Source organism: Aeromonas dhakensis, from assembly GCF_000820305.1.
GTDB lineage: Bacteria > Pseudomonadota > Gammaproteobacteria > Enterobacterales > Aeromonadaceae > Aeromonas > Aeromonas dhakensis.
The window spans coordinates 1-25,944 of the sequence record NZ_CDBH01000025.1; the positions used below are offsets into that span (position 1 = coordinate 1).

At 61.3% G+C, this 25,944-nt stretch carries 23 protein-coding genes, 1 tRNA gene and 1 riboswitch; of the genes, 16 read left to right on the forward strand and 8 right to left on the reverse strand.

Going from position 1 to position 25,944, the window contains the following annotated elements; translation table 11 throughout:
- Positions 1–84: 84 nt before the first annotated feature.
- Together BN1143_RS04465 and BN1143_RS04470 are read left to right on the forward strand one after the other, a co-directional pair.
- A tRNA-Leu gene (locus BN1143_RS04465) sits at positions 85–170 on the forward strand.
- A gap of 109 nt (positions 171–279) precedes the next feature.
- Positions 280–552: a late competence development ComFB family protein gene (locus BN1143_RS04470; protein WP_042049801.1), complete on the forward strand. Its 273-nt coding sequence runs from the start codon at positions 280–282 to the stop codon at positions 550–552.
- On the opposite strand, the gene BN1143_RS04475 is transcribed toward BN1143_RS04470, so the two are convergent.
- On the reverse strand, positions 547–756 hold the full coding sequence (locus BN1143_RS04475; RefSeq protein WP_017766456.1) for a hypothetical protein: 210 nt from the start codon (positions 754–756) through the stop codon (positions 547–549). The genes BN1143_RS04470 and BN1143_RS04475 overlap by 6 nt on opposite strands.
- A 299-nt stretch (positions 757–1,055) precedes the next feature.
- Between BN1143_RS04475 and nhaC the strand changes: the two genes are divergently transcribed.
- The 11 genes from nhaC (at position 1,056) to BN1143_RS04530 (ending at position 14,855) form a co-directional block, all read left to right on the forward strand.
- The gene (gene nhaC, locus BN1143_RS04480; RefSeq protein ID WP_005305478.1) at positions 1,056–2,465 is read left to right on the forward strand and encodes a Na+/H+ antiporter NhaC; all 1,410 of its coding nucleotides are present in this window, start codon (positions 1,056–1,058) and stop codon (positions 2,463–2,465) included.
- Between the two features lie 105 nt (positions 2,466–2,570).
- Positions 2,571–3,494 carry a LysR family transcriptional regulator gene (locus BN1143_RS04485; RefSeq protein WP_005305481.1) on the forward strand — a complete coding sequence of 308 codons (924 nt, stop codon included), beginning with the start codon at positions 2,571–2,573 and terminating at the stop codon, positions 3,492–3,494.
- A gap of 188 nt (positions 3,495–3,682) precedes the next feature.
- Positions 3,683–4,828: an ABC transporter substrate-binding protein gene (locus BN1143_RS04490; RefSeq protein ID WP_042049803.1), complete on the forward strand. Its 1,146-nt coding sequence runs from the start codon at positions 3,683–3,685 to the stop codon at positions 4,826–4,828.
- A 72-nt stretch (positions 4,829–4,900) separates the two neighbouring features.
- Positions 4,901–5,914: an ABC transporter ATP-binding protein gene (locus tag BN1143_RS04495; protein ID WP_042049804.1), complete on the forward strand. Its 1,014-nt coding sequence runs from the start codon at positions 4,901–4,903 to the stop codon at positions 5,912–5,914.
- Positions 5,911–6,879, forward strand: a complete 969-nt coding sequence (locus BN1143_RS04500) for an ABC transporter permease (RefSeq protein ID WP_052444021.1) — start codon at positions 5,911–5,913, stop codon at positions 6,877–6,879. The genes BN1143_RS04495 and BN1143_RS04500 overlap by 4 nt, the downstream gene beginning before the upstream one ends.
- 7 nt (positions 6,880–6,886) lie before the next feature.
- On the forward strand, positions 6,887–7,702 hold the full coding sequence (locus tag BN1143_RS04505; protein WP_010636002.1) for an ABC transporter permease: 816 nt from the start codon (positions 6,887–6,889) through the stop codon (positions 7,700–7,702).
- Positions 7,703–7,731: 29 nt separating this feature from the next.
- Complete coding sequence (locus BN1143_RS04510; RefSeq protein WP_042049805.1) at positions 7,732–9,162, forward strand: gamma-aminobutyraldehyde dehydrogenase; 1,431 nt, start codon at positions 7,732–7,734, stop codon at positions 9,160–9,162.
- Between the two features lie 1,269 nt (positions 9,163–10,431).
- The gene (locus BN1143_RS22290; protein WP_156141279.1) at positions 10,432–11,772 is read left to right on the forward strand and encodes a HEPN domain-containing protein; all 1,341 of its coding nucleotides are present in this window, start codon (positions 10,432–10,434) and stop codon (positions 11,770–11,772) included.
- 127 nt (positions 11,773–11,899) lie between these two features.
- A complete protein-coding gene (locus tag BN1143_RS22295; RefSeq protein WP_156141280.1) occupies positions 11,900–12,349 on the forward strand; it encodes a hypothetical protein in 450 nt (149 codons plus the stop codon).
- A gap of 1,039 nt (positions 12,350–13,388) precedes the next feature.
- Entirely contained in the window at positions 13,389–14,015 is a 627-nt protein-coding gene (locus BN1143_RS04525; protein WP_042049809.1) for a GNAT family N-acetyltransferase, read from the forward strand.
- Positions 14,016–14,090: 75 nt separating this feature from the next.
- Positions 14,091–14,855 carry a hypothetical protein gene (locus BN1143_RS04530; protein WP_042049810.1) on the forward strand — a complete coding sequence of 255 codons (765 nt, stop codon included), beginning with the start codon at positions 14,091–14,093 and terminating at the stop codon, positions 14,853–14,855.
- A gap of 8 nt (positions 14,856–14,863) precedes the next feature.
- Here the strand turns inward: BN1143_RS04530 and BN1143_RS04535 are convergent, their stop codons facing one another.
- The 6 genes from BN1143_RS04535 to treR all read right to left on the reverse strand — a co-directional run bounded on the left by BN1143_RS04535 (position 14,864) and on the right by treR (position 21,984).
- On the reverse strand, positions 14,864–15,961 hold the full coding sequence (locus BN1143_RS04535) for an ABC transporter substrate-binding protein (RefSeq protein WP_042049811.1): 1,098 nt from the start codon (positions 15,959–15,961) through the stop codon (positions 14,864–14,866).
- A 439-nt stretch (positions 15,962–16,400) separates the two neighbouring features.
- A complete protein-coding gene (locus tag BN1143_RS04540) occupies positions 16,401–16,733 on the reverse strand; it encodes a hypothetical protein (protein ID WP_010635997.1) in 333 nt (110 codons plus the stop codon).
- A gap of 342 nt (positions 16,734–17,075) precedes the next feature.
- Positions 17,076–17,681, reverse strand: coding sequence for a sugar O-acetyltransferase (locus tag BN1143_RS04545; protein ID WP_042049812.1), 606 nt, complete (start codon positions 17,679–17,681; stop codon positions 17,076–17,078).
- 3 nt (positions 17,682–17,684) lie between these two features.
- Positions 17,685–19,346, reverse strand: a complete 1,662-nt coding sequence (gene treC / locus BN1143_RS04550) for an alpha,alpha-phosphotrehalase (protein ID WP_042049813.1) — start codon at positions 19,344–19,346, stop codon at positions 17,685–17,687.
- A gap of 68 nt (positions 19,347–19,414) precedes the next feature.
- The gene (gene treB / locus BN1143_RS04555) at positions 19,415–20,845 is read right to left on the reverse strand and encodes a PTS trehalose transporter subunit IIBC (protein ID WP_019840679.1); all 1,431 of its coding nucleotides are present in this window, start codon (positions 20,843–20,845) and stop codon (positions 19,415–19,417) included.
- Between the two features lie 191 nt (positions 20,846–21,036).
- Positions 21,037–21,984 carry a trehalose operon repressor TreR gene (gene treR / locus BN1143_RS04560; RefSeq protein ID WP_042049814.1) on the reverse strand — a complete coding sequence of 316 codons (948 nt, stop codon included), beginning with the start codon at positions 21,982–21,984 and terminating at the stop codon, positions 21,037–21,039.
- Positions 21,985–22,123: 139 nt separating this feature from the next.
- Here treR and BN1143_RS04565 point away from each other — a divergent pair, with 139 nt between their 5' ends.
- The 3 genes from BN1143_RS04565 to ansB all read left to right on the forward strand — a co-directional run bounded on the left by BN1143_RS04565 (position 22,124) and on the right by ansB (position 24,559).
- Positions 22,124–23,074, forward strand: a complete 951-nt coding sequence (locus BN1143_RS04565; protein WP_017782469.1) for an AEC family transporter — start codon at positions 22,124–22,126, stop codon at positions 23,072–23,074.
- A 100-nt stretch (positions 23,075–23,174) separates the two neighbouring features.
- Positions 23,175–23,369 (forward strand): heavy-metal-associated domain-containing protein, encoded by a 195-nt coding sequence (locus tag BN1143_RS04570; RefSeq protein ID WP_010635991.1) that lies wholly within the window; start codon positions 23,175–23,177, stop codon positions 23,367–23,369.
- A gap of 131 nt (positions 23,370–23,500) precedes the next feature.
- Complete coding sequence (gene ansB / locus BN1143_RS04575; RefSeq protein WP_005305526.1) at positions 23,501–24,559, forward strand: L-asparaginase 2; 1,059 nt, start codon at positions 23,501–23,503, stop codon at positions 24,557–24,559.
- 78 nt (positions 24,560–24,637) lie between these two features.
- On the opposite strand, the gene BN1143_RS04580 is transcribed toward ansB, so the two are convergent.
- Positions 24,638–25,624, reverse strand: coding sequence for a sodium:calcium antiporter (locus BN1143_RS04580; RefSeq protein WP_041203009.1), 987 nt, complete (start codon positions 25,622–25,624; stop codon positions 24,638–24,640).
- 88 nt (positions 25,625–25,712) lie between these two features.
- Positions 25,713–25,820, reverse strand: a riboswitch (yybP-ykoY riboswitch).
- Between the last annotated feature and the right edge of the window lie 124 nt (positions 25,821–25,944).

Here is a 25,944-nt window from a genome sequence, read left to right on the forward strand (position 1 = left end):
TCTCTTCGCACCATGCTTCTGGCATGTAAAACGCAGAAAATGCGCTCCAACCGCATTTAAAAACCAGCTGGAGAAAATCAGTGTGCGAAGGTGGCGGAATTGGTAGACGCGCTAGCTTCAGGTGTTAGTGTCCCACGGATGTGAGGGTTCGAGTCCCTCTCTTCGCACCATTCATTATGCAAAAGGCCCATCACGAAAGTGACGGGCCTTTTGTTTTTACCCCTTGTTATGACTATGCTTTTGACGACTCACCGCCCATCGTCATGCCAAGGAATGCATATGATACTGGATACCGACATTCACAACTTCTACGAGCATCTGGTGCTCAAGGAGATTGAGAAGCAGGGGCTCAGCCAGACGCTGAACACCAACCAGATGGCCGATCTCTGCTGCCTGACCCTGAACCAGCTCCCCTCCCACTATATTCGCCACGACGTCGACATGATCTACTTCCTGACCGATGCCAAGCGCAACGAGATGGAGAAGAACGTCATCACCTCCCTCAAACAGGCGCTGGAAAAGGTGCAGAGCGCACCGGCCACCTCGTCATAACCAGGGCTGCTGCCAGACAAGGGCCGCCACTCCGGTCATGCCGGCCACCGGCAGCAGGATCAGCGCTGGTCTCAGCCTGGGTTCGAACATGACCCAGGCGGCCAGCAAGAAGCCCAGACTCCATACCCCGTACTCCCTCTCCTGACCCCAGATCAGGATGGCCAGCAGCCCGATCAGCAGCATGGCCCTCACTATCCATCTCATGACACACTCCCCTCCAACAACTGATAACAATTATCATTTGTATTTTAGGAGTATGCAATCGGACTTTCCTATCGGAGTCGAATGTCCCATCGGGGCAGACAGAGCACTCAAAAACGGGTTATGAGATCAACTAAATTGTAAGTTTTTCAATCAAAATTGCATTTTTGCCAAATCAGTTGGGATTTGTCCCCCCTGGTTTGTGGTAGATTGCGGCCTCTTTTTGGGTGGGCCCCTCGGGATACGTGTATCCACAGGACGAGAGGGACCGACCTTGGCGAGCAAGAGTTTAGGAAGTATCTATGCAAAACCAACACAACCACATCCGATTGCCGGGCATGTCGCAGGTGTTTGCCTGTCTGGCCATTTTCCTGGCCCTGGCCTTCTCCTTCACCAGCGTGCTCGACCTGCCAATCCAGTTGGCACTGTTCATCGCCTGGTTTGTCATCATGGGGCTCGGCATCAAGCTCGGCCATGATTACAAATCCCTGGAGCAGGCAGCCGTCGACGGTGTCGCCAAGGGGATGGGGGCCATCCTGATCCTGGTCTCCGTCGGTGCCCTGGTCGGCACCTGGATTGCCGGCGGCATAGTCCCCAGCATCATCTACTTCGGCCTCAAGGTGATTCACCCGTCCATCTTCCTGCTGGCGACCCTGATCATCTGCTCCCTCACCTCGCTGGCCACCGGTACCTCCTGGGGCTCGGCCGCCACCGCCGGCATCGCCATGATGGGCATAGGCCACAGCCTGGGGGTGCCAGCGCCGCTGGTAGCCGGTGCCGTGCTCTCCGGTGTCTACTTCGGTGACAAGCTCTCTCCGCTCTCCGACTCAGTGGTGCTGGCCTCGACCATGTCCAACGTCGACGTGATGGAGCACATCAAGGGGATGCTGCCCATCAGCCTGTTCTCCTACGTCATCACCGCCGCCCTGTTCACCGTGGTTGGCATGCAGTACTCCGGCAACGTCAGCCTGGAGCAGGTCAACCTGGTGATGGAGGCGCTCGACAAGCAGTTCAACATCACCCCGCTGGCCATAGTCCCCGTGGTACTTGTGCTGGGCCTGTTGGCCAACCGCAAGCCCGCCTTCCCGGTGATCAGCTTCGGCGCCCTGCTGGGCCTTGTCTGGGCCATCTTGTTCCAGGACATGGATCCGGTTAAGGCGATGCACTCCGCCTACAGCCCGTTTGCCATCACCTCCGGCGTCGACTTCATCGACAACATCCTGGGCCGTGGCGGCATGGAGTCCATGCTGGGCTCGGTGGCCGTCATCATCTTCGGTCTGGGCTTTGGCGGCCTGCTGGAGAAGGTCGGCATCCTGGAAGTGATCGCCAGCGCCTTCGAGAAGCGCATCAAGGGTGCCGGCAGCCTGACCACCCACACCATAGGCACCGCCTTCCTGGCCAACGTGTTCGGCTCTGCCATGTATGTGTCGCTGATCCTGACCCCCAAGATCATGGCCAAGAACTACGACCGGCTGGGGCTGGCGCGCAAGAACCTCTCCCGCAACGCCGAGTTTGGCGGCACCCTCACCTGCGGCATGGTGCCCTGGAGCGACAACGGCATCTTCATGGCAGGGGTCCTCGGGGTGGCCACCCTCGACTACCTGCCCTACATGTGGCTCAGCTTCACCTGCATCATTGTGACCATCACCCTCGCCTATCTGGGCAAGGCGGTGAACCGGATCCCGGTGATCGAGGCGGCCAGCTCCCGCTAACCGCCGGAAAAACCATGACAAAGGCGCCAGCACGGCGCCTTTTGTCTGGGCGCGATTCGAGGTTAAGCTGGCACTCACCTTGATCGCATGCGGCAGGACGCCCAGATGAACTTCACCTTTCGCCAGATCCGCTATTTCGTGGCGGTGGCCGACAGCTTCTCGGTCAGCCGCGCCGCTGCCGAGCTGCACATCTCCCAGTCGGCAGTCACCAGCGCCATCCGCGAGCTGGAGAGCGAGCTCGGCGCCCCCCTGTTCGATCGCAACCCGCGCGGGGTCAGCCTAACCACCCAGGGCCACCAGTTTCTGCTCCATGCCCGTCGCATCCTCGGCGCCATGACCGAGGCGAGCCACTCCCTCAAAGCGGTGGCCCAGCAGGATCAGGGGCGGCTCACCATAGGCGTGACCACGCTGGTGGCCGGCTACTACCTGTCGGAGGCGCTCGGCCGCTTTCGCCGCGCCTTCCCGGCGGTGCAGATAGAGGTGAAGGAGGATGAGCAGCCCTATCTCGAGCACCAGATCGTCAACGGCGAGGTGGACGTGGGGATCCTGATGACCAACCGCACCATCCGCCAGGAGGCGTTTGATACCGAGCTGCTGACCCGCTCGCCGCTGCGGGTCTGGCTCGCCGCCAACCACCCGCTCTGCGCCGAGTCGACCCTCTCTCTCAAGGCGCTCGGCGAAGAGCCCATGATCTCGCTGACCGCCGACCAGCTGGACCAAATCATCGGTGGCGGCCTGCGCCGCTACGGCATAGCGCCGCGCATCGTGCTGCGGACCGCCTCGGTAGAAGCGGTGCGCAGCCTGGTGGCCAGCCAGCTCGGGCTCGCCCTGCTGCCGGACTTTGCCTACCGCCCCTGGTCGCTGGAGCAGGAGCGGGTCGAGGCCCGCGCCATCAAGGAGCCCATTCCCGCCATCGACATCGGCCTGGTGTGGCGACGTGGCTCCCGGCTGGAGTGGACCGCCCGCGAGTTCATCGACATAGTGCGGGATCAGAGCCGGCTGCGGGCCCGGCAGGCACTCCCTCGCTAACCCTCTCTTGCCGAGCGACCACTAAAATTCAGATTCATCTGCACTCGATATCGATTTAGCAGATACCTTTGGCGTTAAAAATTGAAATTCTCATTGCTCAGCGCTTCTCCTACGCTCATGACTGGTTAACAGGATGTTAATTGTCAGCGTGGCATCACCACAGTGCCCGCCCCAGCAAGGAGAGCAAGATGAAACTGACCCCCCTCACCCTGGCCCTGATCCCCGCCCTGCTGGCAGGACAGACCCAGGCAGCCCCCACCACCCTCGGCAAGGGTGAAGGCCAGCTCAACATAGTGGCCTGGGCCGGCTACGTGGAGCGCGGCGAGACCGACAAGAACTACGACTGGGTGACCGGCTTCGAGCAAAAGACCGGCTGCAAGGTCAACGCCAAGACCGCCGCCACCTCGGACGAGATGGTGGCCCTGATGAACGAGGGGGGCTTCGATCTGGTGACCGCCTCCGGCGACGCCAGCCTGCGCCTCATCGCCGGCGGCAAGGTGCAGGCGCTCAACCTGGCGCTCATCCCGAGCTACGGCAAGATAGACCCCCGTCTGCAGAATGCTCCCTGGCACACGGTGGATGGCAAGCACTACGGCGTGCCCTACCAGTGGGGCGGCAACATCTTGATGTACAACACCAAGGTGTTCCCCAAGGCACCTGACTCCTGGAGCGTGGTGTTCGAGGAGCAGACCCTGCCGGACGGCAAGTCCAACAAGGGACGGGTGCAGGCGTTCGACGGCCCCATCCACATCGCCGATGCGGCCCTCTATCTGATGAGCCACCAGCCGGCGCTCGGCATCAAGGATCCTTACGAGCTCAACGAAGATCAGTACAAGGCTGCCCTCGACCTGCTGCGCCAGCAGCGTCAGCTGGTGGGGCGCTACTGGCACGACGCCTTCGTCCAGATCGACGACTTCAAGAACGAGGGGGTAGTCGCCTCCGGTTCCTGGCCGTTCCAGGCCAATACCCTGATCGCCGACAAGCAACCCATCGCCACGACGGTGCCCAAGGAAGGGGTCACCGGCTGGGCCGACACCAGCATGGTGCACAGCGAGGCCAAGAACCTCACCTGCGCCTACAAATGGCTGGAGCACTCCCTCAACAACAAGCTGCAGGGGGATCTCGCCTCCTGGTTCGGCTCCGTGCCCGTAGTGTCGGCCGCCTGCGAGGGCAATGCCCTGCTCGGGAAAGATGGGTGCAAGACCAACGGCATCGACAACTTCGATCGGGTGCGCTTCTGGCGTACCCCCGTCTCCCAGTGCAAGAGCCAGGGAACCTGCGTGCCTTATTACCGCTGGGTCTCGGACTATATCGCAATCCTGGGTGGTCGCTGAAGTGCCTCAGTAAATGCCGATATGGGGCCGGACAGGAGTCCGGCCCGCTTCCCACACAGACAAGGACGTCCCATGAACGCCGTACAATTTGACCGGGTCAGCCGCCACTATGGCGAGGTGAAGGCGGTCGACGACATCTCCTTCCAGATCCCGGCCGGCGAGTTCTTCACCCTGCTGGGGCCGAGCGGTTCCGGCAAGACCACCTGCCTGCGAATGATTGCGGGCTTCGAATACCCGAGCGAGGGGGAGATCCGGCTGTTCGGTGAGCCCTGCTCCACCGTGCCCCCCTACGACCGCAACCTCAATACCGTGTTTCAGGACTACGCCCTGTTTCCCAACATGGATGTGCGCGACAACATAGGCTATGGCCTGATGCTCAAGGGCGTGGCCAAGACGGAGCGCTACCGCAAGGTAGATGAGATGCTGGAGCTGGTGCGCCTGCCCGGCGTCGGCAACCGCAAGCCCGGCCAGCTCTCCGGCGGCCAGCGCCAGCGCATCGCCATCGCCCGGGCGCTGATCAACCAGCCGCGCATCCTGCTGCTGGACGAGCCGCTGGGGGCGCTCGACCTCAAGCTGCGCGAGCAGATGCAGCTCGAACTCAAAGCCTTGCAGCGCCAGCTCGGCATCACCTTTATCTTCGTCACCCACGATCAGCAGGAGGCGCTCTCCATGAGCGACCGCATCTGCATCTTCAATCAGGGCAAGATCGAGCAGATCGCCGCGCCGGACACCATCTACGACGCCCCCGCCACCCCCTTCGTCGCCCGCTTCGTCGGCACAGTCAACCTGTTCGAGGGAGAGCAGGCCCGCCGCCTGTGCGGCGATGAGCGCCAGATGATGGTGCGCCCGGAGCGGATCCGGCTCGCCGAGGCCGGTACGCCCGGCTGGTCAGGGGAGGTGCGCGAGGTGGAGTACCTCGGCCCCTTCGTGCGCTACCGGGTCGATCTCGGTGAACAGCTCGAGCTTATCGTCAACCATCCCAACGAGGGCCAGGCCCGCCTGCCCCGTGGCACCCGGGTCAGCCTGAGCTGGCCGGAGCAGGCGATCCACCGTCTGCACACCGCCCACCAGGGAGCTCAACCATGAGTGCCCCCCACAGTGCGAGCCTTGCCATGAGCCACGCTACCGACTCCGTTCGCGTCAGGCCGCTGCGGCGCCTCTCCACCCTGCTCTATGGCCGCTCCGGTCTGCTGCTGGCCATCCTGCTGGGGCCGCCCCTGCTCTGGCTCGGCATCATCTATGTCGGCTCCCTGCTGATGCTGCTCTCCAACGCCTTCTTCGGGCTGGACGAGTTCAGCGGCCAGATCCACCACGAGCTGGGCCTGCAGAACTTCGTCGCCCTGCTGCGGGTAGAGAACCTGGACGTGATCCTGCGCACCGTCGGCATGTCCCTGCTGGTGACCCTGGCCTGCGCCCTGCTCGGCTTTCCGGTCGCCTACTACATGGCGCGCTACACCAGCGGCAAGACCCGGGCCCTGTTCTACGTCGGCATCATGCTGCCGCTCTGGTCCAGCTATCTGGTGCGGGTCTACGCCTGGAAGCTGATCCTGGCCAAGGAGGGTGTCGTCAGCTGGCTGGCAGACACCCTGGGGCTGGACTGGCTGCTCGACGCCATCCTATCGCTGCCGGTGATCGGGGGGCCGTCGCTGTCGTTCTCGCGCATCGGCACCTTCATCGTGTTCGTCTACGTCTGGCTGCCCTTCATGATCCTGCCCATCCAGGCGGCGGTGGAGCGGATCCCGCGATCTTTGCTCGAGGCGAGCGGCGATCTCGGCGCCACCCCGGCCCAGACCTTTCGCACCCTGATCCTGCCGCTGGCCCTGCCCGGTGTGGTGGCGGGCTCCATCTTCACCTTCTCCCTGACGCTCGGGGACTACATCATCCCCGGCATCATAGGCAACTCCACCATGTACATCGGCCAAGTGGTCTACATGCAGCAGGGCACGGCGGGCAACCTGCCCTTCGCCGCCGCCTTCTCGCTGGTGCCGATCCTCATCATCGCCATCTACCTCACCATCGCGAAACGCCTGGGGGCCTTCGATGCGCTCTAATACCTCCATGAAACGGGACCATGGCAGCCAGCCCTCAGGTCTGCTCAAGTACGCGGCCATCGGCGGCCTCCTGTTCCTGCACTTTCCGATCCTGTTCATCTTCCTCTACGCCTTCACCAGCGAGAGCAAGAGCTACCAGTTCCCGCCCCCCGGGCTCACCCTCAAGTGGTTCGAGGTGACCCTCAACCGCCCCGACGTGTGGCGCGCCATCCAGCTGTCGCTGGAGGTGGCCGGACTCGCTACCCTGGTGGCCATGGTGCTCGGCACCCTGGCGGCGGGGGCCATCGCCCGCAGCCGCTTCTTCGGCCAGGAGGTGGTGTCACTCCTGCTGGTGCTGCCCATCGCCCTGCCCGGCATCGTCACCGGCATCGCGCTGCGCTCCGCCTATGGGGTGATGGAGATCCCCTTCAGCTTCTGGACCATCGTCATCGGTCACGCCACCTTCTGCGTGGTGGTGGTCTACAACAATGCCCTGGCGCGCTTTCGCCGCACCAACCAGAGCCTCATCGAGGCGTCGATGGATCTCGGCGCCGACGGCTTCCAGACCCTGCGCTACGTGATCCTGCCCAACCTCGCCACCGCGCTGCTGGCGGGGGGCATGCTGGCGTTTGCGCTCAGCTTTGACGAGGTGATCGTCACCACCTTCACCGCCGGCCAGCAGACCACGCTGCCGATCTGGATGTATCAGGAGCTGATCCGGCCCCGGGACAGACCGGTCACCAACGTGGTGGCGCTCATCATAGTGGCCTTCACCACCATTCCCATTCTGCTTGCCTACTACCTCACCCGCGACGGCCAGGACGTCGCCGGCAGTGGCAAATAACGACTCAACGCGTGCGCAAGGATGCAACCATGAAACTCTCTACCCAACTCTTGATCGACGGTCAGTTCGTCACCGGTGACGGCCCGGCCGAGCCCATCCTCAACCCGGCCACCGGTGAGCTTCTCGCCTCGGTGCCCGAAGCCTCGTTCGAGCAGGTGAACCGGGCGGTGAACGGCGCCCAGCGCGCCTTCGCCCAATGGAGCCGCACCACCCCGGCCCAGCGCAGTACCCTGCTGCTGCGCCTAGCCGATGCCATCGAACGCCACGCCGAGGAGTTTGCAGCGCTGGAATCCCTCAACTGCGGCAAACCCTATCTGGCGGTGCTCAATGACGAGCTGCCGGCGGTGGTGGACTGCTTCCGCTTCTTCGCCGGGGCCGCCCGCTGCCTGCAGGGGCCGCTCGCCGGGGAGTATCTGGAGGGGCACACCAGCATGATCCGCCGCGATCCCATCGGCGTGGTGGGCAGTATCGCCCCCTGGAACTATCCGTTGATGATGGCGGCCTGGAAGATGGCCCCCGTGCTCGCCGCCGGCAATACGGTGGTGCTCAAGCCCTCCGAACAGACCCCGCTCACCGCCCTGCGCCTGGCGGAGCTGGCCAGCGAGTTCTTCCCCCGCGGCGTCATCAACATCGTCTGCGGCCGGGGCGAGAGCGTGGGGGCACCGCTGGTGGAACACCCGCTGGTACGCATGGTGTCGCTCACCGGTGACATCGCCACCGGCCAGAAGATCCTGCAGAGCGCCGCCCGTACCATGAAGCGCACCCACCTTGAGCTGGGAGGCAAGGCGCCGGTCATCATCTTTGACGATGCAGATCTGGAGGCCGTGGTGGCCGGCATTCGCACCTTCGGCTTCTACAACGCCGGCCAGGATTGCACCGCCGCCTGCCGCATCTATGCCCAGGGCAAGATCTACGACAAGTTTGTCGCCGCCATGACCGAGGCGGTGGCCTCCATCAAGGTGGGCGGTCCGCGCGATGAGGGGGTGGAGATGGGGCCGCTTATCTCGGACAGGCAGCGCAACCGGGTGGCCAGCTTCGTGGAGCGTGCCCAGAGCAGCGGTCACGTGGAGGTGACGGCGGGGGGCAAGATCCGCCCCGGCAACGGCTTCTTCTTCGAGCCGACCCTGATCGCCCACGCCCGTCAGGAGGATGAAATCGTGCGCCGGGAGGTGTTCGGCCCGGTGGTGTCGGTGACCCGATTCAGCGACGCCGAGCAGGTGGTGCAGTGGGCCAACGACTCGGACTACGGCCTCGCCAGCTCGGTCTGGACCAAGGATCTGAGCCTTGCCAGCAAGGTGGCCAGCCACCTGCAGTACGGCTGCACCTGGATCAACACCCACTTCATGCTCACCTCCGAGATGCCCCACGGCGGCATGAAGATGTCCGGCTACGGCAAGGATCTCTCCCTCTACGCGCTGGAGGACTACACGGTGCCGCGGCATATCATGGTGAAGTTGTAGAGACGCTCTGGGAGGCGCTCGGTCGAGCTCCTGGCCTACGACGGGCCCCTGCACGCGAGGGCGCTGCCCTCGAAAGGGTTTCGCCCGCCCATCAGGAGGCGCTCAGTCGAGCTCCTGACCTACGACGGGCCCCTGCACGCGAGGGCGCAGCCCTCGAAAGGGTTTCGCCCGCCCATCTGGAGGCGCTCAGTCGAGCACCTCACCTACGACCAGCCTCCCGATGCGGCTGCGCCGCACAGTCGTAGGGTGCAATAAGCGTGGCGCATTGCACCAGGTGAGGGGAGATGCGGCTGCACCGCATAGGGGTTTGGCACGCCCATCTGGAGGCGCTCAGTCGAGTTCCTCACCTACGACCAGCCTCTCGATGCGGCTGCGCCGCATAGGACGCGAGGAGTTCCTCCTCGAGGGGGGGTTCGTCCGCCCTGCGGGCAGGGACGAGTGACTTTGGAAAGACCCAAAGTCACCAAAGGTCTTTTCCCCCGCCAACCCGACCGCTGCGCGGTTTCCCTCGGGTCGGTCACAAGGTCGGGCGGACCGCCGCAGATGGGGCATCCCTGCCCCGCTGCGGCTGCGCCATCATCCCTGATGGCGCTCCTGACCTTGCTTCCTCCCCTCGGCGGCTTGCTGGGGGTCAACAATACCGTGCCCGTCTGTGGCGAAGGCGGCAGGTGTCAGTTGTGGCGCTCAGAACGCGGCGCCCACTTCTGCAGCGCTCAATGTGGTGAGAGTTCCAGAGCGCCCCTCCATCCCGATTCATTTCTTGAATTTCTTGATCTTGCTCTGGAAATCATCATCCCGCTCTTCCTTCCCCGGCTTCACTCGCTAACATAGCCGTTTGGCAACCGCCTCACCGGAGTCACCCATGGGCCAGGCCAGCGCAACATCGCAGGTTAAAAGCAGCAGACTGGGGGCTGAAATTCAGGAGCGGTAGCCTTGCCTGATGGAATAGATAAGCGAACGTTGCCCACCACGACCACCCAACATGGTGATGGCCTTATGCTGATTCTGAGCTGTTTACGCAGTCGTGGTTTGGCGGCGCTTTCCTTGCGTAACCCACGAACTGTTTTTTCACACAGTACTAATGGTGGCGCAAAAAGAAGGAGCCAAACGAACACACCCAGAACGAGAAGAACGTTGTTCACGTTATGATTTAATTATAATTTTTACTTGGTGGCGATAAAGATGTTACGGAGTTATAAGAATTCTCTGCTAACGGATTAGTACCGCCTTCCATCTAATCACTGTTAGATTCATCTAAATCGGATGCATATGAAAGGACAAGTCGAAAATATATTTCGCAGTATGTTGCCACACTTTGAACTGCTTGAAGGTCACGACAGCTATTCAATTAAGCAAGTAAGATTGTGGGGTAAGAAATACTCTTTAACAAAATGGGATGAAAGCAAATATGAAGAGAAGCTAAGAGAAATAATTAGATTGTATCCGAGCAATAGCCCTTCATTAGTGGAAGGCTGGTTCTCAAATGCCTTTGCAAAGATACTCGTTTCTGACGATCAAAAAAATTCAATAAAAACTGAATCTGAAGAGTTTGTTGATTTTTTAGCTAGGTCAACTAAGAAAAGGAGTGTTTGCATTCCTATTCAAGGAATAGACCTTCGAGTCGAAAAAATAGAATTTGGTTTCGGAACTTTATACAGAAATGACAAAGGATATTTACCAGAACTGATTGCCGATAGAGACTCGTTATATAGTTACCAGCACGGTATTAATGCTCTTGAAAATTGCAAATGCTACTTTCAGGTTGATTTAAATACTGATCATGAAAACTCAATCGACTGCGCAAAAAAATTCTCTTTATACCTGTGTTCATTATTGAACCTATATGTAGGATCAACTCAATACAGAACCGATTATTATTTCTACCCCTGGCATAAAAGAGATAAGAGAACAGAAGTAGGTCGTAATAGGAAAATTGAAGTATTCGGATCAGAATCTGGAGATTGCCAAGTATATTATGAATTCTACAAAAACGAAGATTCTTATAGGAAATCTGAATTCTCTATCGAGTTCAACTTGCTGTCGCCAGGTCATAATGCTTCAGAGAGTATTAACGAGTGTATGGAGTTTATTCGTCCAGATGAAGCAAAAACCACCTACCACCTTGTTAATGAAAACACCAGAAACTTGATTCTTCATGAAAAAAACAAAAGCCTCTTGAGTTGCGTACAACAAAAAGGGGAAATTAATAAGAGGCTTCATCAAGCTGTAAGCTGGTTTGGAAAAGCTGTCAATGCGGATATTCCTGAGGATCAATTTCTGTTTTTTGCAATTTCAATCGAATCACTGTTGGTTGGCGACGAACCTTCTGGTGGGTTTTCCTCACAAGGTAGTATTAATCAGAAAATTTCTGAACGATCAGCCTTCTTGTTGGGCAATAGTTTTAAAGAAAGAATTGATATTGAGAGAGAGATAAAGAGAATCTATGGAATACGCAGTAAAATAGTACACACAGGCGCTAAAGCTGATAATTCAGATGTAATAAAAATCGAAAATATAAACAAAGACTTAATATTTAGCTTTTCACGAAGAAGTTTCACCTCTCAACAAGAGTTCTTAAGATGGTTTAAGGAGAGGCAATATGGTGAGTAATCTAACAAACGCGTCAACTAGGACGTTCGTAAACTCACGCCTATTACGCGGGCGTTAGTTGTAAATCAGGAATCGGGAATCGGGAATCGGGAATCGGGAATCGGGAATCGGGAATCGGGAATCGGGAATGAATATTGCGGATATACAAATAATTAAGCAATTGAGCTGGTATTTAACTATACCGTTTTTTACGTGTGCTCTTGCCGCACAAAACTCAGTTGGATTAGCGGAAACTACTGGTAGCTTTCTATCGCTCATTGAATTTGTCGGAGAGTACTTTATGTGGGTTCTAGGTAGCCTCTTCGGTTTGTTTGTTGTTTGGTTATTCATCTTTACTCGGCTAGAACAAGCTACCGACCTTCCGTTGACATTGGTGTTTGCAACATTTTTGTTATCTCTCGCAATGGTAGGCTTTGCTAGTCACCAAATAGCATCTAATGGTAGTAACTCATCTATGAACATATATTGGTTTCTGGGCATGGCTTCTCTAGCGTTCAATTTTTACCAAATGCAAAATGTGCCAGAGTCCACAACTAACAAGTCAAAGCAGCAAGGCCCTTCAGGCGGGACGCGCTAACGCGCGCCCCTGTTTGAGGCGTCACATATTGGGACACCCACGAGCACATATTGGGACACCCACCGTTCTGAGTGCCGCGTAGCGGCCAACAGAGCAGAAAACTACCAACCCAGTCGCAGTCGGGCACGGTATTGGTTCCCCCTCTGATTCGCCGAGGTGAAGCCATCAGGCCAGGTCGCGAGACAGGGATGTCGAGCGAGGGGCGGCGGGCCATGGGCCAAATCGGATCAGGGCGAGCACGGCTCGACCCCGAGTTGGCGCGAGAACAAGGATGTTCGAAGCGGGCTTTGGCCGAAGCCATGGCACCAAATTGGGACACCCACCATTTTGAGCGCCGCGTAGCGAGCCCACTTAGCCGCCGTCGGGCACGGTATTGGCCCCCCTGCAAGTCGCCAAGGTGAGTTGAACGGGTCAGTAGCGCCGTCAGGGAGGACGGCGCAGCCGCAGGCGGCACAGGGATGTGCCGTGTGCGGCACAGGGATGTGCCGTGTGCGGCACAGGGATGTGCCGTGTGCGGCACAGGGATGTGCCGTGTGCGGCACAGGGATGTGCCGTGTGCGGCGGTACGGCCGACCCGATCGACGAGCCGAGGGCATCCGCGCAGCGGACGACTTGCCGGGGTTGGCCTTTCTTTTGGTGACTTTTCTTTGGCCACGCAAAGAAAAGTCACTCGCCAAAGCCCAAAGGGCTGGCGAAAAACGTCGAGGGTCGAGCCCTCACCCCTCACTCACCCGATGCAATACGCGCGCTGATTGCCCCCTCCCCCTATGCGGCAAAGCCGCATCGAGATCCCCGTCGTAGGCCAGGAGCTCGACTGAGTGCCTCCAGGTGGGCTGGCGAAAACCTTCGAGGGCAGCGCCCTCGCTCACCCGGTGCAATGCGCCGCACTGATTGCCCCCTCCCCTATGCGGCAAAGCCGCATCGAGATCCCCGTCGCAGGCCAGGAGCTCTACCGAGCGGCGGCGGCCACACCCCGGTTGGGGATTGTCCCTCCCCTCATCCCAGGCCCCATAATGGCCGCTCATTGGAGGAGGCCTGCATGTTTATCCTTGAGACCGAGCGCCTGAGGCTGCGCGATATGCGCCTCGAGGACGAGGCGGCCTTCGTGGCCATCACCCAGGACGAGCGCTATCAGCGCTTCTACAGCGAGGAGGATGGCCGGGCGCAGAAGTACCGGGAGCTGACTCGACAGTTTGTCGAGCAGGCCGGCGAGCGCCCCCGGCGCGCCTATCAGCTGGCGATAGAGCATAAGGCGACGAATGCCCTGATCGGCACAGTCTGCCTGCGTCTGGAGAGCGATCAGCAGGCCTCGATGGGATGCGGCATGGCGCGCCACAGCCAGGGACGCGGACTGATGCAGGAGGCGGCCTCGGCCCTGGCGGGCTTTGGGTTTGCATCGCTCGGGGTACACCGCATCTATGCCGAGACCCTGTCCCTGAACCGGGCTGCCATACGGCTCTGCTCATCGCTCGGGATGCGCCAGGAGGCGCACTTTCGCGAGCATCGCTACTTCAAGGGGCAGTGGTGGGACACAGTGGTGTTTGCCCTGCTGCGAAGCGAATGGTCCCATCAGGGCCGCGCGGCGCCCACAGAGCCGGCCACTTGCGGCTCACCCCATCCCCCAACCGGGCCGACTGATGAGTCGGCCTGGTCCCCACAGCGATGACCCATACAGGAAGATGACATATTGAGCAACCGACACTTTGACCTCCACGCGTTGAGGTCATCAGCGAGCCGACCAGTGCGCTGGCTGCTGTGGTCCACCCTGCTGATGATCTGCCCTCTCGCGGGAAAGGCCCAGAGCCAGCCACAGATAGACGCCAATCCGACAGGCTACGCCCTGCTCTATACCGGCCCCATCTCGGACCCGGACAGCAACGAGGCGATCGCCGCCGTGGTCAAACAGGCCGGGCTCCCCGTGGTCTATCTCGACAACCTGAGCGATCTCCCGGCCAAGCTGGCGGGCGCCCGTCTGTTTATCATCGGTGGCACCGAAGATGATGTAGAGCCCCTGGTTCATCGGTTCACCCCCGCCATCGCCGGGGCGCTCAAACGCTATCTGAGTCAGGGCGGACGCTATCTGGGGATCTGCGGCGGTGCCTTTGTCGCTTCTCTGGGTTGGGCCGACGAGGGCAATTATGTGAAGGCGCTCGGTTTGGTGCCGGCAGAGTCTGACGACTACGACGGTGACTTCTCCCCCAAGATCCATGACATTCGCTGGCTCGGGGAGGTGCGCCGCATGTACTACCAGGCCGGCCCTACCTTCGCCCTGCAGCCAGGCACCGAACCGGTGCGTGAACTTGCCTACTTCGACGATGGCCGGATCGCCGCCTTAATCGGCGCCTACGGTAAAGGAAAAGTGGCCGTCTCCGGCCCCCATCCTGAAGCCCCCGACAGCTGGAAAGCCAATGCGCAGGATGGCGATACCATGGAGTCCAATCTCCACCTGGCCGTAGGACTGGTGCAGGAGCTCCTCTCCGATCGCCCCGTCCTTACACCTCGCTAGCGCCGGCATCAGTTCGCCAGATCCCAGGGACACACCTTGGCCAGCCCCTCTTTGCCACTGCTGGCCAGCGCCTGCTGCACCATCCGCTTGTAGCGATTCTTGATGTGCGCAGGCAGGGCCGGCACCAGCAGGCGTTCGTCAAATTCAGGCAGGGCCTGCGGCGGCAACACGGCCTGCTCCTCCGGGGTAAGCGGGGGGCGGGCCGCTCCATTGCTGCCGGAAACCGTCGGCGTGCCCATCAACATGCGGCTCTGCAGGGGTTCGCTCAACAGGAAATCGATCAGCAGGTAGGCCGCCTTGAGCCTGGCCGGATCATCCCCGACATCCCGCGCAATCGAGAGGGCATCAAGGGCATAGATGGCCCCCTCCCTTACCATGGCGATGCGCCACTGCTGACCGTTTTGCCGATTGCACTCCACCAGCTCCAGCCCCCAGGTAGTGGCCAGGCGCTGATGGCGCAGATCCTCGCACCGATTGGCCTGATTGAACCAGAAGCCCCGGCTCGCCTTGAGCCGCCGGGTCAGTTGCCCTTCCACTTCATTTTGCAATGGGCTATCGGCCAGCATTTCACCGCTGGCAAAGAGAGCGGGTGACTTGCCAAGGGAGAGCAGTACGGAGAAGAGCAAGGGCTCAAACTGATCGCAGAAAACCGCAAATTGCCCCTGCCGCGCCGGCTCGGCCAACGCCTGCCAGCTGGTGGGCGGGGTGTTTTCCTGCTTGCTGTCGTAAGCCAGGCTGAACATGGCATAGGAGAAGGGCACTGAATAGTTGCGCTCCCCCAACTTGTCATACTCGGTATTCTTGAGGGCCGGCCTCACCTCCTGGTAATGGCGCAAACGGCCAAAGTCGATGGGCAGCAGCAGCTTGAAGAGGGGTTGATGATGCGCCTTGTAGAAGTAGCTGGTCGGCATCACCACGTCGGCACTGCGGGTACGCAGAGCACGATAGACGCTGTCAAAGTCGGTGAGCAGTGGCTCGATCCGGGTCACTGTCGCCTCCACCCCCTCGCGCTTGGCGTACTCGGCAAATTGCTGTTCATATCCGGCGGGCAGATACCCCCACTCCAGCAGCCTGAGCTGCACCGGGGCAGCCAGGGCCGACCCCATACAACAGCAGGCCAACAAGACGAGACTACGCATGATCACCACTCCCACAACAGGTTCTTCAGGGAGTATAGGCTTCTGTGGAACGGGAAAACGGCAGGCGGCAGGTTGCTGTCAGCAGATGGATATCGCCAAGCAGACCCGCGCAATGCATTGAACAGGCAGAATGTGTGCAAGCTGCACGGCACCGACGGCATGGTCGGGCTGGGAAATGAAAGGCGGTCTATAGGAAGAGAGGGTCTGTCACGCTTCGCGGCGCGAGAGTGTGGCGCAAGAGTGCGCTGCGAACTGGCCGCGCCGAGGATCTGCCGTATGGCGATCGACGGCCGGCTTGCACCTTTGAGCTCGGTAGCCAGAGCTGGGGCATATTCTTGCCAACGACGACAGGGAGGCCCCGGCCTCCCTGTCTGTCTCACATGGGTGTCCGGTTGCCCGGGATCCCTTAGCGCTGACGCCCGCTGCCGATACCGAACGGAATGCGGTAGTCGCTGCTCTGCTCACCCAGGCTCACGGTCAGGTTGCCCTGGGTGCGGCTCGGGATCTGCACCTGCTGGCTGCCCATCAGGTTGGCGTGCACGGAGGCAACCACATCGCCAGACTCGTCACGCACTTCCAGCATGGGGTTGGCCTTGCCTTCGACGGCAGCGGTGGCATGCCAGTTTACAAACAGCACACCCGGGGCGGCGTTGAAGTCAGCCGGAACGGAAGCCTGGGCAAAACCTGCGGTCATCAGGCCTGCAACGGCCAGCATCTTGATTACGTTTTTCATGTTCATTCACTCTCTTGGTTTCTATGTCATTGCCTGGGCCGACGGCCCCGAATCAATGCATCCATGCAAGAGGTTATTCAAATAGTGTGTAGTTCTTTCACCAACATCAGACCTCCTATTTGAAGGTCTCACAGCCTTGAACGACCAGTTATTTGGCCGCTTGGCGTTCCTGCCTAAGCGTTGAGTGAATATTAAACATCCAGGCTTGCCATTGTTAGCGAGATAAACTGGCCTAGATGTTCAAAAAATCTGAAGTGGCTGTACATCCCGGGTTCAGCCAATGACGGGCAAGAAAAAGGGCAGGATAGCCTGCCCTTGGTGTTGGAAAGTGCGCGCTGGCGGGTACCACTAGCCACCAGCCAGCTCTGCTGCCGTCATGGGTCGCAGCACCTTGCAGGGGTTGCCGGCCGCCACCACGCCCGCCGGCACATCCTTGGTCACCACTGAGCCAGCGCCGATCACGCTGTTGTCCCCTATGGTGACGCCGGGGCAGATGACGACGCTGCCACCGATCCAGACGTTGTGGCCGATCCGCACCGGCTTGCCGAACTCCACCCCCTTGATGCGCGGCGCCACCGCCACCGGGTGAGCGGCCGTGTAGATCTGCACACCAGGCGCCAGCAGCACGTTGTCGCCGATGTGCACCTCGCACACATCGAGGATGGTGCAGTTAACGTTGGCGTAGAAGCTCTCGCCCACGAAGATGTTGGCCCCGTAGTCGCAAAAGAAGGGCGGGTTGATGGCGCACTCCTTGCCGCGGCTGCCCAGCAGTTCATGGAGCAGGGCATCGCGCGCCGGTTTCTCCTGCCAGCTGGTGTTGAAGGTGTGATAGAGCCTGCGGCAGCGCTCGCGCGCTGCTTTGAGCTCGGGGTCGCCCGCATCATAGGGCTCCCCCGCCACCATCTTCTGCCACTCGGGGCCACGCACCGCCGCCTTCATCATCACCTCGCTCATCGCCTACTCCACCAGCCAGATCAGGGATTCATAAGGGCGCAGCATACAGGATTGCGGCCGGGCCGGGCTATCCGGGTAGTTGCCAAGCAGCAGGCGCCCCTTGCCGGTGGCTAGCTCCTCCGGCAGTGCGAAGCTGATCGGCTCGCCGTAGAAATTGCTCACCACCAGCAGGGTCTGACCGTTGGCGCGGCGGGCATAGGCCCAGATCTGCGAATGCCCCGCCAGCAGCTCCTGATAATCCCCGTGAGTGAAGATGGGATGACTCTTGCGCAGCCGGATCAGCTCCCGGTAGTGCCAGAACACCGAGCCCGGGTCGGCCAGCGCCGCTTCGGCATTGATCACCGGGTAGTTGCCGGCGGGCTTGAGCCAGGGGATGCCGGCCGTGAAACCGGCGTTGGCCGCAGCGCTCCACTGCATCGGCGTGCGCGAGTTGTCGCGAGACTTGGCGCCAAGAATGGCCAGGATCTCGGCCTCGCCCATCCCTTCGGCCTGCTTGATGGCGAAGATGTTGCGGCTCTCCACGTCCTGATAGTCATCGATGCGCTGATAGCCGGGGTTGGTCATGCCGATCTCCTCCCCCTGATAGATGTAGGGGGTGCCCTGCAAGCCGTGCAGTGTGCTGGCCAGCATCTTGGCCGCTACCACCCTATGTTCGCCCTCGTCACCGAAGCGGGAGACTATGCGCGGCTGGTCGTGGTTGCACCAGAACAGGGCCGACCACCCCTTGCCGTGCATGCCGCTCTGCCAGTGGTTGAAGATGCGCTTGAGTTCGAGGAAATCGAACGGCGCCTTGGTCCACTTGTCGCCATTGGGGTAGTCCACCTTGAGGTGGTGGAAGTTGAATACCATGGAGAGCTCGGAGCCATCCAGCGCGCCATAGCGCTGGCAGTGCTCCAGGCTGGTGGAGGACATCTCTCCCACCGTCATGGCACTGACCGGGGCGAACACGTCACGACTCACGTCCTGCAAAAATTCGTGGATGCGCGGCCCGTCGGTGTAGAAGCGGCGGCCATCGCCACTGTCGTCGCTCGGGAAGCGCTGATCCTTGGAGATGAGGTTGATGACGTCGAGCCGGAAACCGTCCACTCCCTTCTTGGCCCAGAAGTGGATGATCTTCTTCACCTCGGCGCGCACCGCCGGGTTCTCCCAGTTGAGATCCGCCTGCTCGCGGGCAAAAAGATGCAGGTAGTACTGGCCGGTGGCGCTGTCCAGCTCCCAGGCGCTGCCGCCAAACTTGGATTGCCAGTTGTTGGGCACGCCACCCTCCACCGGGTCTTTCCAGATGTAGTAATCGCGGTAGGGGCTGTTCTTGTCCCCCAGCGCCGACTTGAACCAGGCGTGCTCGGTGGAGGTGTGGTTGACCACGATGTCCATCACGATGCGGATGTCGCGCGCGTGGGCAGCGGCCAGTAGCGCCTCGAAGTCGGCCATGGTGCCGTAGGCGGGATCAATATTCAGGTAGTCGGCGATGTCATAGCCGTTGTCCACCTGCGGTGAGACGTAGACCGGGGTCAGCCAGAGGGCGTCGACGCCGAGGGTCTTGAGATAGTCGAGGCGGGCCATGATCCCCTTGAGATCGCCAGTGCCGCGCGCGCCACTGTCCTGAAAGCTCTTGGGGTAGATCTGGTAAATCACGGCGCTCTGCCACCAGGGTGTTTGGCTCATGGGTCTTGCTCTTGTCTCGAATGAAAAAGGGAGAGGGCGACCCCGGCGGGTCGCCCTGATGCGTGGAGTCAGGCGCTGGCCTGAGCCAGCTTGCCGGCCGCCTGCTGGCGCTGGTAAACCAGCAGAGTCAGCACGATAGGCACGACGATGGCCACCAGCATGGCGATGGCATAGACGGCCCAGTATTGCGGCTGGATGGAGAGGATGCCCGGCAGGCCCCCTACCCCGATGCCGTTGGCCATTACCCCGGCGAAGCCGCAGATGAGGGCCGCAAGGCTCGAGCCCACCATGGCGCACAGCATGGGGAACTTGTACTTGAGGTTGATGCCGTACATGGCCGGCTCGGTCACCCCCAGATAGGCGGAGATGGCGGCAGGCACCGAGATCTCCCGCTCGTTCTCCTTGCGGCTGATCAGGATGATGCCGACCACCGCAGACGCCTGGGCGATGTTGGAGAGGGCGATCAGCGGCCAGATCGGGGTGCCACCCATGCTCTGCATCAGTTGCAGATCCACCGCGTTGGTGGTGTGGTGGATACCGGTGATGACCAGGGGCGCGTAGAGGAAGCCGAACAGGGCGGCACCAATGGGGGCAAACGAACCTGTCATGGCCGCCTTGGCAGCGAAACCGACGCCGTCACCCAGCCAGCGACCGAACGGGCCGATAAAGGCGTGGGCCACGATCACCGCCAGCAGCAGGGAGATGAAGGGAACTATGACCAGGTAGAGGTAGGCCGGGATGATCCGCTTGAGATTGGTCTCCACCCAGGCGAGGAAGACACCCGCCAGCAGGGCCGGGATGACCTGCGCCTGATAACCCACCTTCTGGATGACGAACAGACCAAAGTCCCACACCTCGGGAGTCTGCTGGCCGATGCCGTAGGCGTTCATCAGCTGGGGCGACACCAGCGTGATACCGAGCACGATACCCAGGATCTCGGAGCCGCCCATCTTCTTCACCGCAGACCAGCAGACGCCCACCGGCAGGAAGTGGAAGATAGCCTCACCCAGCAGCCAGAGGAAGGCGTGCACCTGAGCCCAGAACTGGCTGATCTCGGTGAGGGTGTGGGTGCCATCGTCGAACATCTTGATGTCGCCGATGACGTTGCGAAAGCCCAGGATCAGACCGCCGGTGATGATGGCCGGCAGCAGGGGCACGAAGATCTCCGCCAGGTGGGAGATGCCCCGCTCCAGCGGGTTCATGTTCTGGCGCGCGGCCTGCTTGGCGGCCTCCTTGCTGCCGCCGCTGACGCCGATCTCTTCGGTCAGCGCCTTGTACCACTGCTCCACCTCGTTGCCGATGACCACCTGGAACTGGCCGCCCTGGGTGAAGCTTCCCTTCACCGCCGGGATGGTTTCGATGGCCTTGCTGTCGGCCTTGGCCGGATCGTTGAGGACGAAGCGCAACCGGGTCAGGCAGTGGCTGACGGTTGCGATGTTCTCCTTGCCACCGATCTTGTCGATGAGCGTGGCCAGATGTTGTGCGTTGATCTTGGACATGAGCCTTCCCTCTGTGACTCCATTGATATTGGTCTGCGTCGCCCTTTTGGGCCAGTCTGTGGGCCCGAGCGTTTTTGGTATCGTTCCCATTTAGCATGCCGCCAATTGGTCACGATCAAAATGGGAACGTTCCCAATTCGTGGTCGAGGTCACAAAAAGCGCATTTTTTATGCGGCGCTAGGTGATGGCGTTCACAAAGAGTGGCAGGGGGCTATGGTCGCCAGCGGGCGCTGATCCTGCTCGATCTGGCCGAGCAGCTGGCGCGCGGCCTGCTCCCCCGCCCCCTTGTAGCCGAGATCCAGACTGAGGGCGTTGGGGAAGAGAAAGGTGAGCATGGGGTTGTTGCCAAGGCCGGTCACCAGCACCTCGCTGCGCCCCTGCTCCTGCAGGTACTTGGCGGCGCCAATGGCCAGGGTGTCGCTGGCGCAGACCAGGGCGCCCGTGGTCGGGGTGAGCAGTTCCCCCGCCAGCCGGTAGCCGCTCTGCAGACTGAGATCGCCGAGGGCGCTGCGCGCCGTCAGCCCCTGTTCGCCGCAGTAGCCGAGGTAGGCATCGAGCCGGCGCTGGCCGGTGGTGAGATCGGCGGTGTCCACCCCCAGGTAGGCGATGTCGCGGATGCCGCGGTTAGCGAGCTGGCCCAGCATGGTGCGCACCGCACCGGCATCGTCGAAACAGACCGAGGAGAAACCGGGATGGTCGCGGGCCACCAGCACCAGCTTCTCCCTGAGCGGCGCCATGGCGGCATAGTCCAGATCGTTGAAGGCGAACAAAATGATGCCATCCACCCCGCGCCGCTCCAGCACCGCCAGATGCTCCTGCACCTTGGCGGGGGAGAACTTGCTCTCCATCAGCACGGCGTCGTAGCCGCGCCGGTAGAGGGTCTCCAGCATGCCGCGCACCGCCTGGTTTTCCGAGCTGGAGTCGAGCCGCGAGACGATGATCCCCACCACCTGCTGGCTCTGGCTGCGCATGGCCCGCGCCGACTTGCTCGGCACGAAGCCGTGCTCGGCGATGATCTGCTCCACCCGCGCGCGGGTCGCCTGCTTCACCTTGGGATCCTGGTTGAGCACCCGGGAGACGGTCGACTTGCCGACACCACTGAGTCGGGCGATATCGAGGATGGTCAGTTTTTTGTCCATGAAGTGGCTCACAGGGGCTCGGCGGTGGAATTGCCCACATTGTTGTGATTAACCCCTGTGAATACAAGCCCATGGCGTTAGAATGCCCTTTTGGCGCCGGCGCATGCCGTGCCACCCGCCATCGCACAGGACGCGCATCATGGATCTGCTGGCCAGTCTGCACTTCTCCCTCTCCATCACGGGCCCCATCTGCGTGGTGCTGCTGCTTGGCATCTGGCTCAAGCAGCTGGGCCTGCTGCCGGACAGCTTCGTCGAGTCCGCTTCCCGCCTGGTGTTCCAGGTCACCCTGCCGGCGCTCCTGTTTCTCAGCATGGTGCGCACCGATTTCTCCACCATGCCGAGCCCCTGGCTCATCGTCTACGGCCTGCTCGGCACCCTCACCGGCTTTCTGGTGCTGGAGCTGCTGGCAGCCCGCTTCATCCCGGAGCGGCGCCAACGCGGCATCTTCGTGCAAGGGAGCTTTCGCGGCAACATGGGGATCATGGGGCTGGCCTATGTGCAGAACGCCTACGGCGCCGAGGGAATAGGCGCCGCCGCCCTGCTGGTGGGCTCAGTCACCGTGCTCTACAACGTGCTTGCGGTGATCACCCTGACCCGCAGCCTGGGGGGCAGCAAGGGGATCAAGCCGATCCTCAGGGGGATCGCCAAAAACCCGTTGATCATCGCCATCCTGGCGGCCCTGCCGTTCGGCCTGCTCGGCATCGAGCTGCCCCAGCTGGTGATCACCACGGGCAACTACTTCGCCAACATGACCCTGCCGCTGGCGCTGCTCTGCACCGGCGCCAGCCTCAACCTCAAGGCCCTGCGCGGCGGCGCCCTGCTGACCGGCTGGGCCACCGCCAACCGGCTGCTGTGCATCCCGCTGCTGCTGGTGATGGGCGCCTGGGCGCTGGGTTTCAGCCCGCAGGCCCTCGGCATCCTGTTTCTCATCAGCTCCACCCCCACCGCCGCCGCCAGCTATGTGATGACCCGCGCCATGGGGGGCGACAGCGCCCTGGCGGCCAACATCATCGCCACCACCACCCTTGGCTCGCTCGTCACCACCAGCCTGGGGGCCACCCTGATGAACTACCTGGGGCTGATGGGCTAGCCAGCAGCAAACCTGCTGGCCCTCACTCCTTCATCACCCCCTTGACCTTGCCGCGGGCGGCAGCTTTACGCTGACTCTCAATCAACAGAGGAGATATCCCATGACCATCGAACTCACCGTCTCCGGCATGTCCTGCGGTGGCTGCGCCGCCAGCCTGCAAAAAGCCCTGCTGGCCCAGCCTGCCGTCAGCAGCGCCAGCGTCGACTTTGCCAGCAGCAAGGCCGTCATCGAGAGCGAGCTGAGCAAGGCCGAGCTGATCGCCCTGATCGAAACCAAAGGCTTCTCGGCGAGTTAAATTATCTCTATGTAGGTATAAAACAGGTTAAAGTTCTGTATCCAGCTGTTTTTTGGTGAGAGTCATCACAAACCCCTGCAACAGAAAGCGCAAACTTGCTGCAATTTTTATCACCCAGAAGGAATTGCAGCATGACTCTCCCGATCCGCAAGACCCTGCTCGCCGCCGTCCTCGGCCTGACCCTCTCCCCGATGGCCATGGCCCTGCCCAACGTCCATATCCTGGCCACCGGCGGCACCATTGCCGGGGCGGGGCAGTCCGCTACCCAGTCCAACTACGAGGCCGGCAAGGTGGCCATCGAGACGCTGATCGCCGCCGTGCCCGAGATGAAGAACGTGGCCGACGTGCAGGGTGAGCAGGTGGTGAAGATCGGCTCCCAGGACATGAACGACGAGGTGTGGCTGAAGCTTGCCAAGCGGGTCAACGAGCTGCTGGCCAGGGATGACGTGGACGGCATCGTCATCACCCACGGCACCGACACCATGGAAGAGACCGCCTACTTCCTCAATCTGACCGTCAAGAGCGACAAGCCGGTGGTGCTGGTCGGCGCCATGCGCCCCTCCACCGCCATGAGCGCCGACGGCCCGATGAACCTCTACAACGCCGTGGTGACCGCCTCTGACCCCGCCTCCAAGGGGCGTGGCGTCATGGTGGCGATGAACGACACCGTGCTCGATGCCCGCGACGTCACCAAGACCAACACCACAGGGGTGCAGACCTTCGCCTCCCCCAACTTCGGCCCGCTCGGCTACATCCACAACGGCAAGATCGACTATCAGCGCAGCCCGGCCCGCCAGCACACCAGCAAGACCCCGTTTGACGTGAGCAAGCTCGACAAGCTGCCGCAGGTCGGCATCGTCTACAGCTACGCCAACGCCTCGGATCTGCCGGCCAAGGCCCTGGTGGATGCCAAGTTCGACGGCATCGTCAGCGCCGGGGTGGGCAACGGCAACCTCTACCACACCCTGTTCGACACCCTGGCCAAGGCGAGCAAGGACGGCATCCGCGTAGTGCGCTCGGCACGCGTGCCGACCGGCTCCACCACCCTGGATGCCGAGATCGATGACGCCAAGTACGGCTTCGTCGCCGCCGAGACCCTCAACCCGCAGAAGGCGCGGGTGCTGCTGATGCTCGCCCTGACCCAGAGCAAGGATCCGGCCCAGATCCAGCGCTGGTTCCAGCAGTTCTGATCTCCCTGCCGGCCTCGGCCGGCAGAGGGAATGACCATAAAAAGGGCGGGATGCTATCCCGTCCTTGTTCGTGGCACATCAGCCCATGACCAGCCAGCCGCAGAAGCCAAGATAGATAAGCCCCACCCAGGCGAGCCTGCCCGCCGTCATCCGCTCCCGACTGAACCCCCACCACAACAGCACGACCGCCAGCAGGGTCACCAGCGAGGAGACCATCATGGTGCTGTCCAGCAGCCAGGGGGTGAACAGCAGGCAGAACGCCTTGGGAATGGTGCCCTGGATCATCATGGCCCCCGAGATATTGGCCAGTGCCAGCCGGTGCTTGCCCTGCCGCACCCAGATCAGCACGTTCATCAGCTCGGGCATCTCGGTCGCCACCGGGCTCAGCAGCAGGGCCGCCAGCACCGGCGAGAGACCGAACAACTCGCCCATGCTCTCCAGCTGGTGAACGAACAGCTGGGCCGCCAGCGCCACCACCACCAGCGCCACCAGAGTCTGCAGCAGCACCTTGCCGAGCGCCGGGATCTCGGCGCCCGGATCCAGCTTGAGGGGCTCTGGCAACTCGACCTCGTGGCTGTCGGTCTGTTTCAGCTCGCGCCGCACATAGACCAGATAAACCAGTACGAACAACGGGGCCAGCCAGGCCTTGCCGGTAAAGGCCACCATGCCGAGGGCCACCGCCACCAGGAAGATGCCGACGAACCAGGCCTGATCACGGCCTATCTCGCGCTGCACCTCGCCATCGATGGCCCTGTGCTCCCGGCTCATGCACAACAGCAGGGTCACGCCGACGGCGGCATAACCTATGGTGGCCAACACCAGCGGGCCGCCGAGGGCGGCACCTATGCCTATCTGCTGCTGAGCGGGGGCATCCCCCATCAGCAAGGCGGTCAGGGTGACGATGCATTCGGGCAGGGCCGTGCCGAGGGCAGCCAGCAGGGAGCCGGTGGCACTCTGGGATAACTTGAAGTGGTGGCCGGTCCATTCGATGCCATTGACGAAATATTCGCAGGCCAGATAGATGGTGACGGCAGAGAGCAGAAACAACAGCAGGGTGATCAGCATGATGAGTAACCGCCAGGCGAGCAGAACAACCAATGGACCCGATATGGCTCGCCCGGCTGGCTTGCATATCGAGGCCAAAGGTCTTGCAGAGCGATGGATGCCATCGCCGCCCATGCCATGGATCTGAGGATCCAAGAATGTTGACATGAGCCCTGCCCGGATCACGGGCGGGTTGCTACTCCCCTATGACAGTGCGGGCTTTTTACCAAGTTGACCGCCACCCCACAAGGCAAACTAATGATCATTGACTCAACAAGTTGTAAGGGAATGTAACCGCCCACCCACCGGCTTTGCCATCCGGATCCACTTCAATGCCGGTG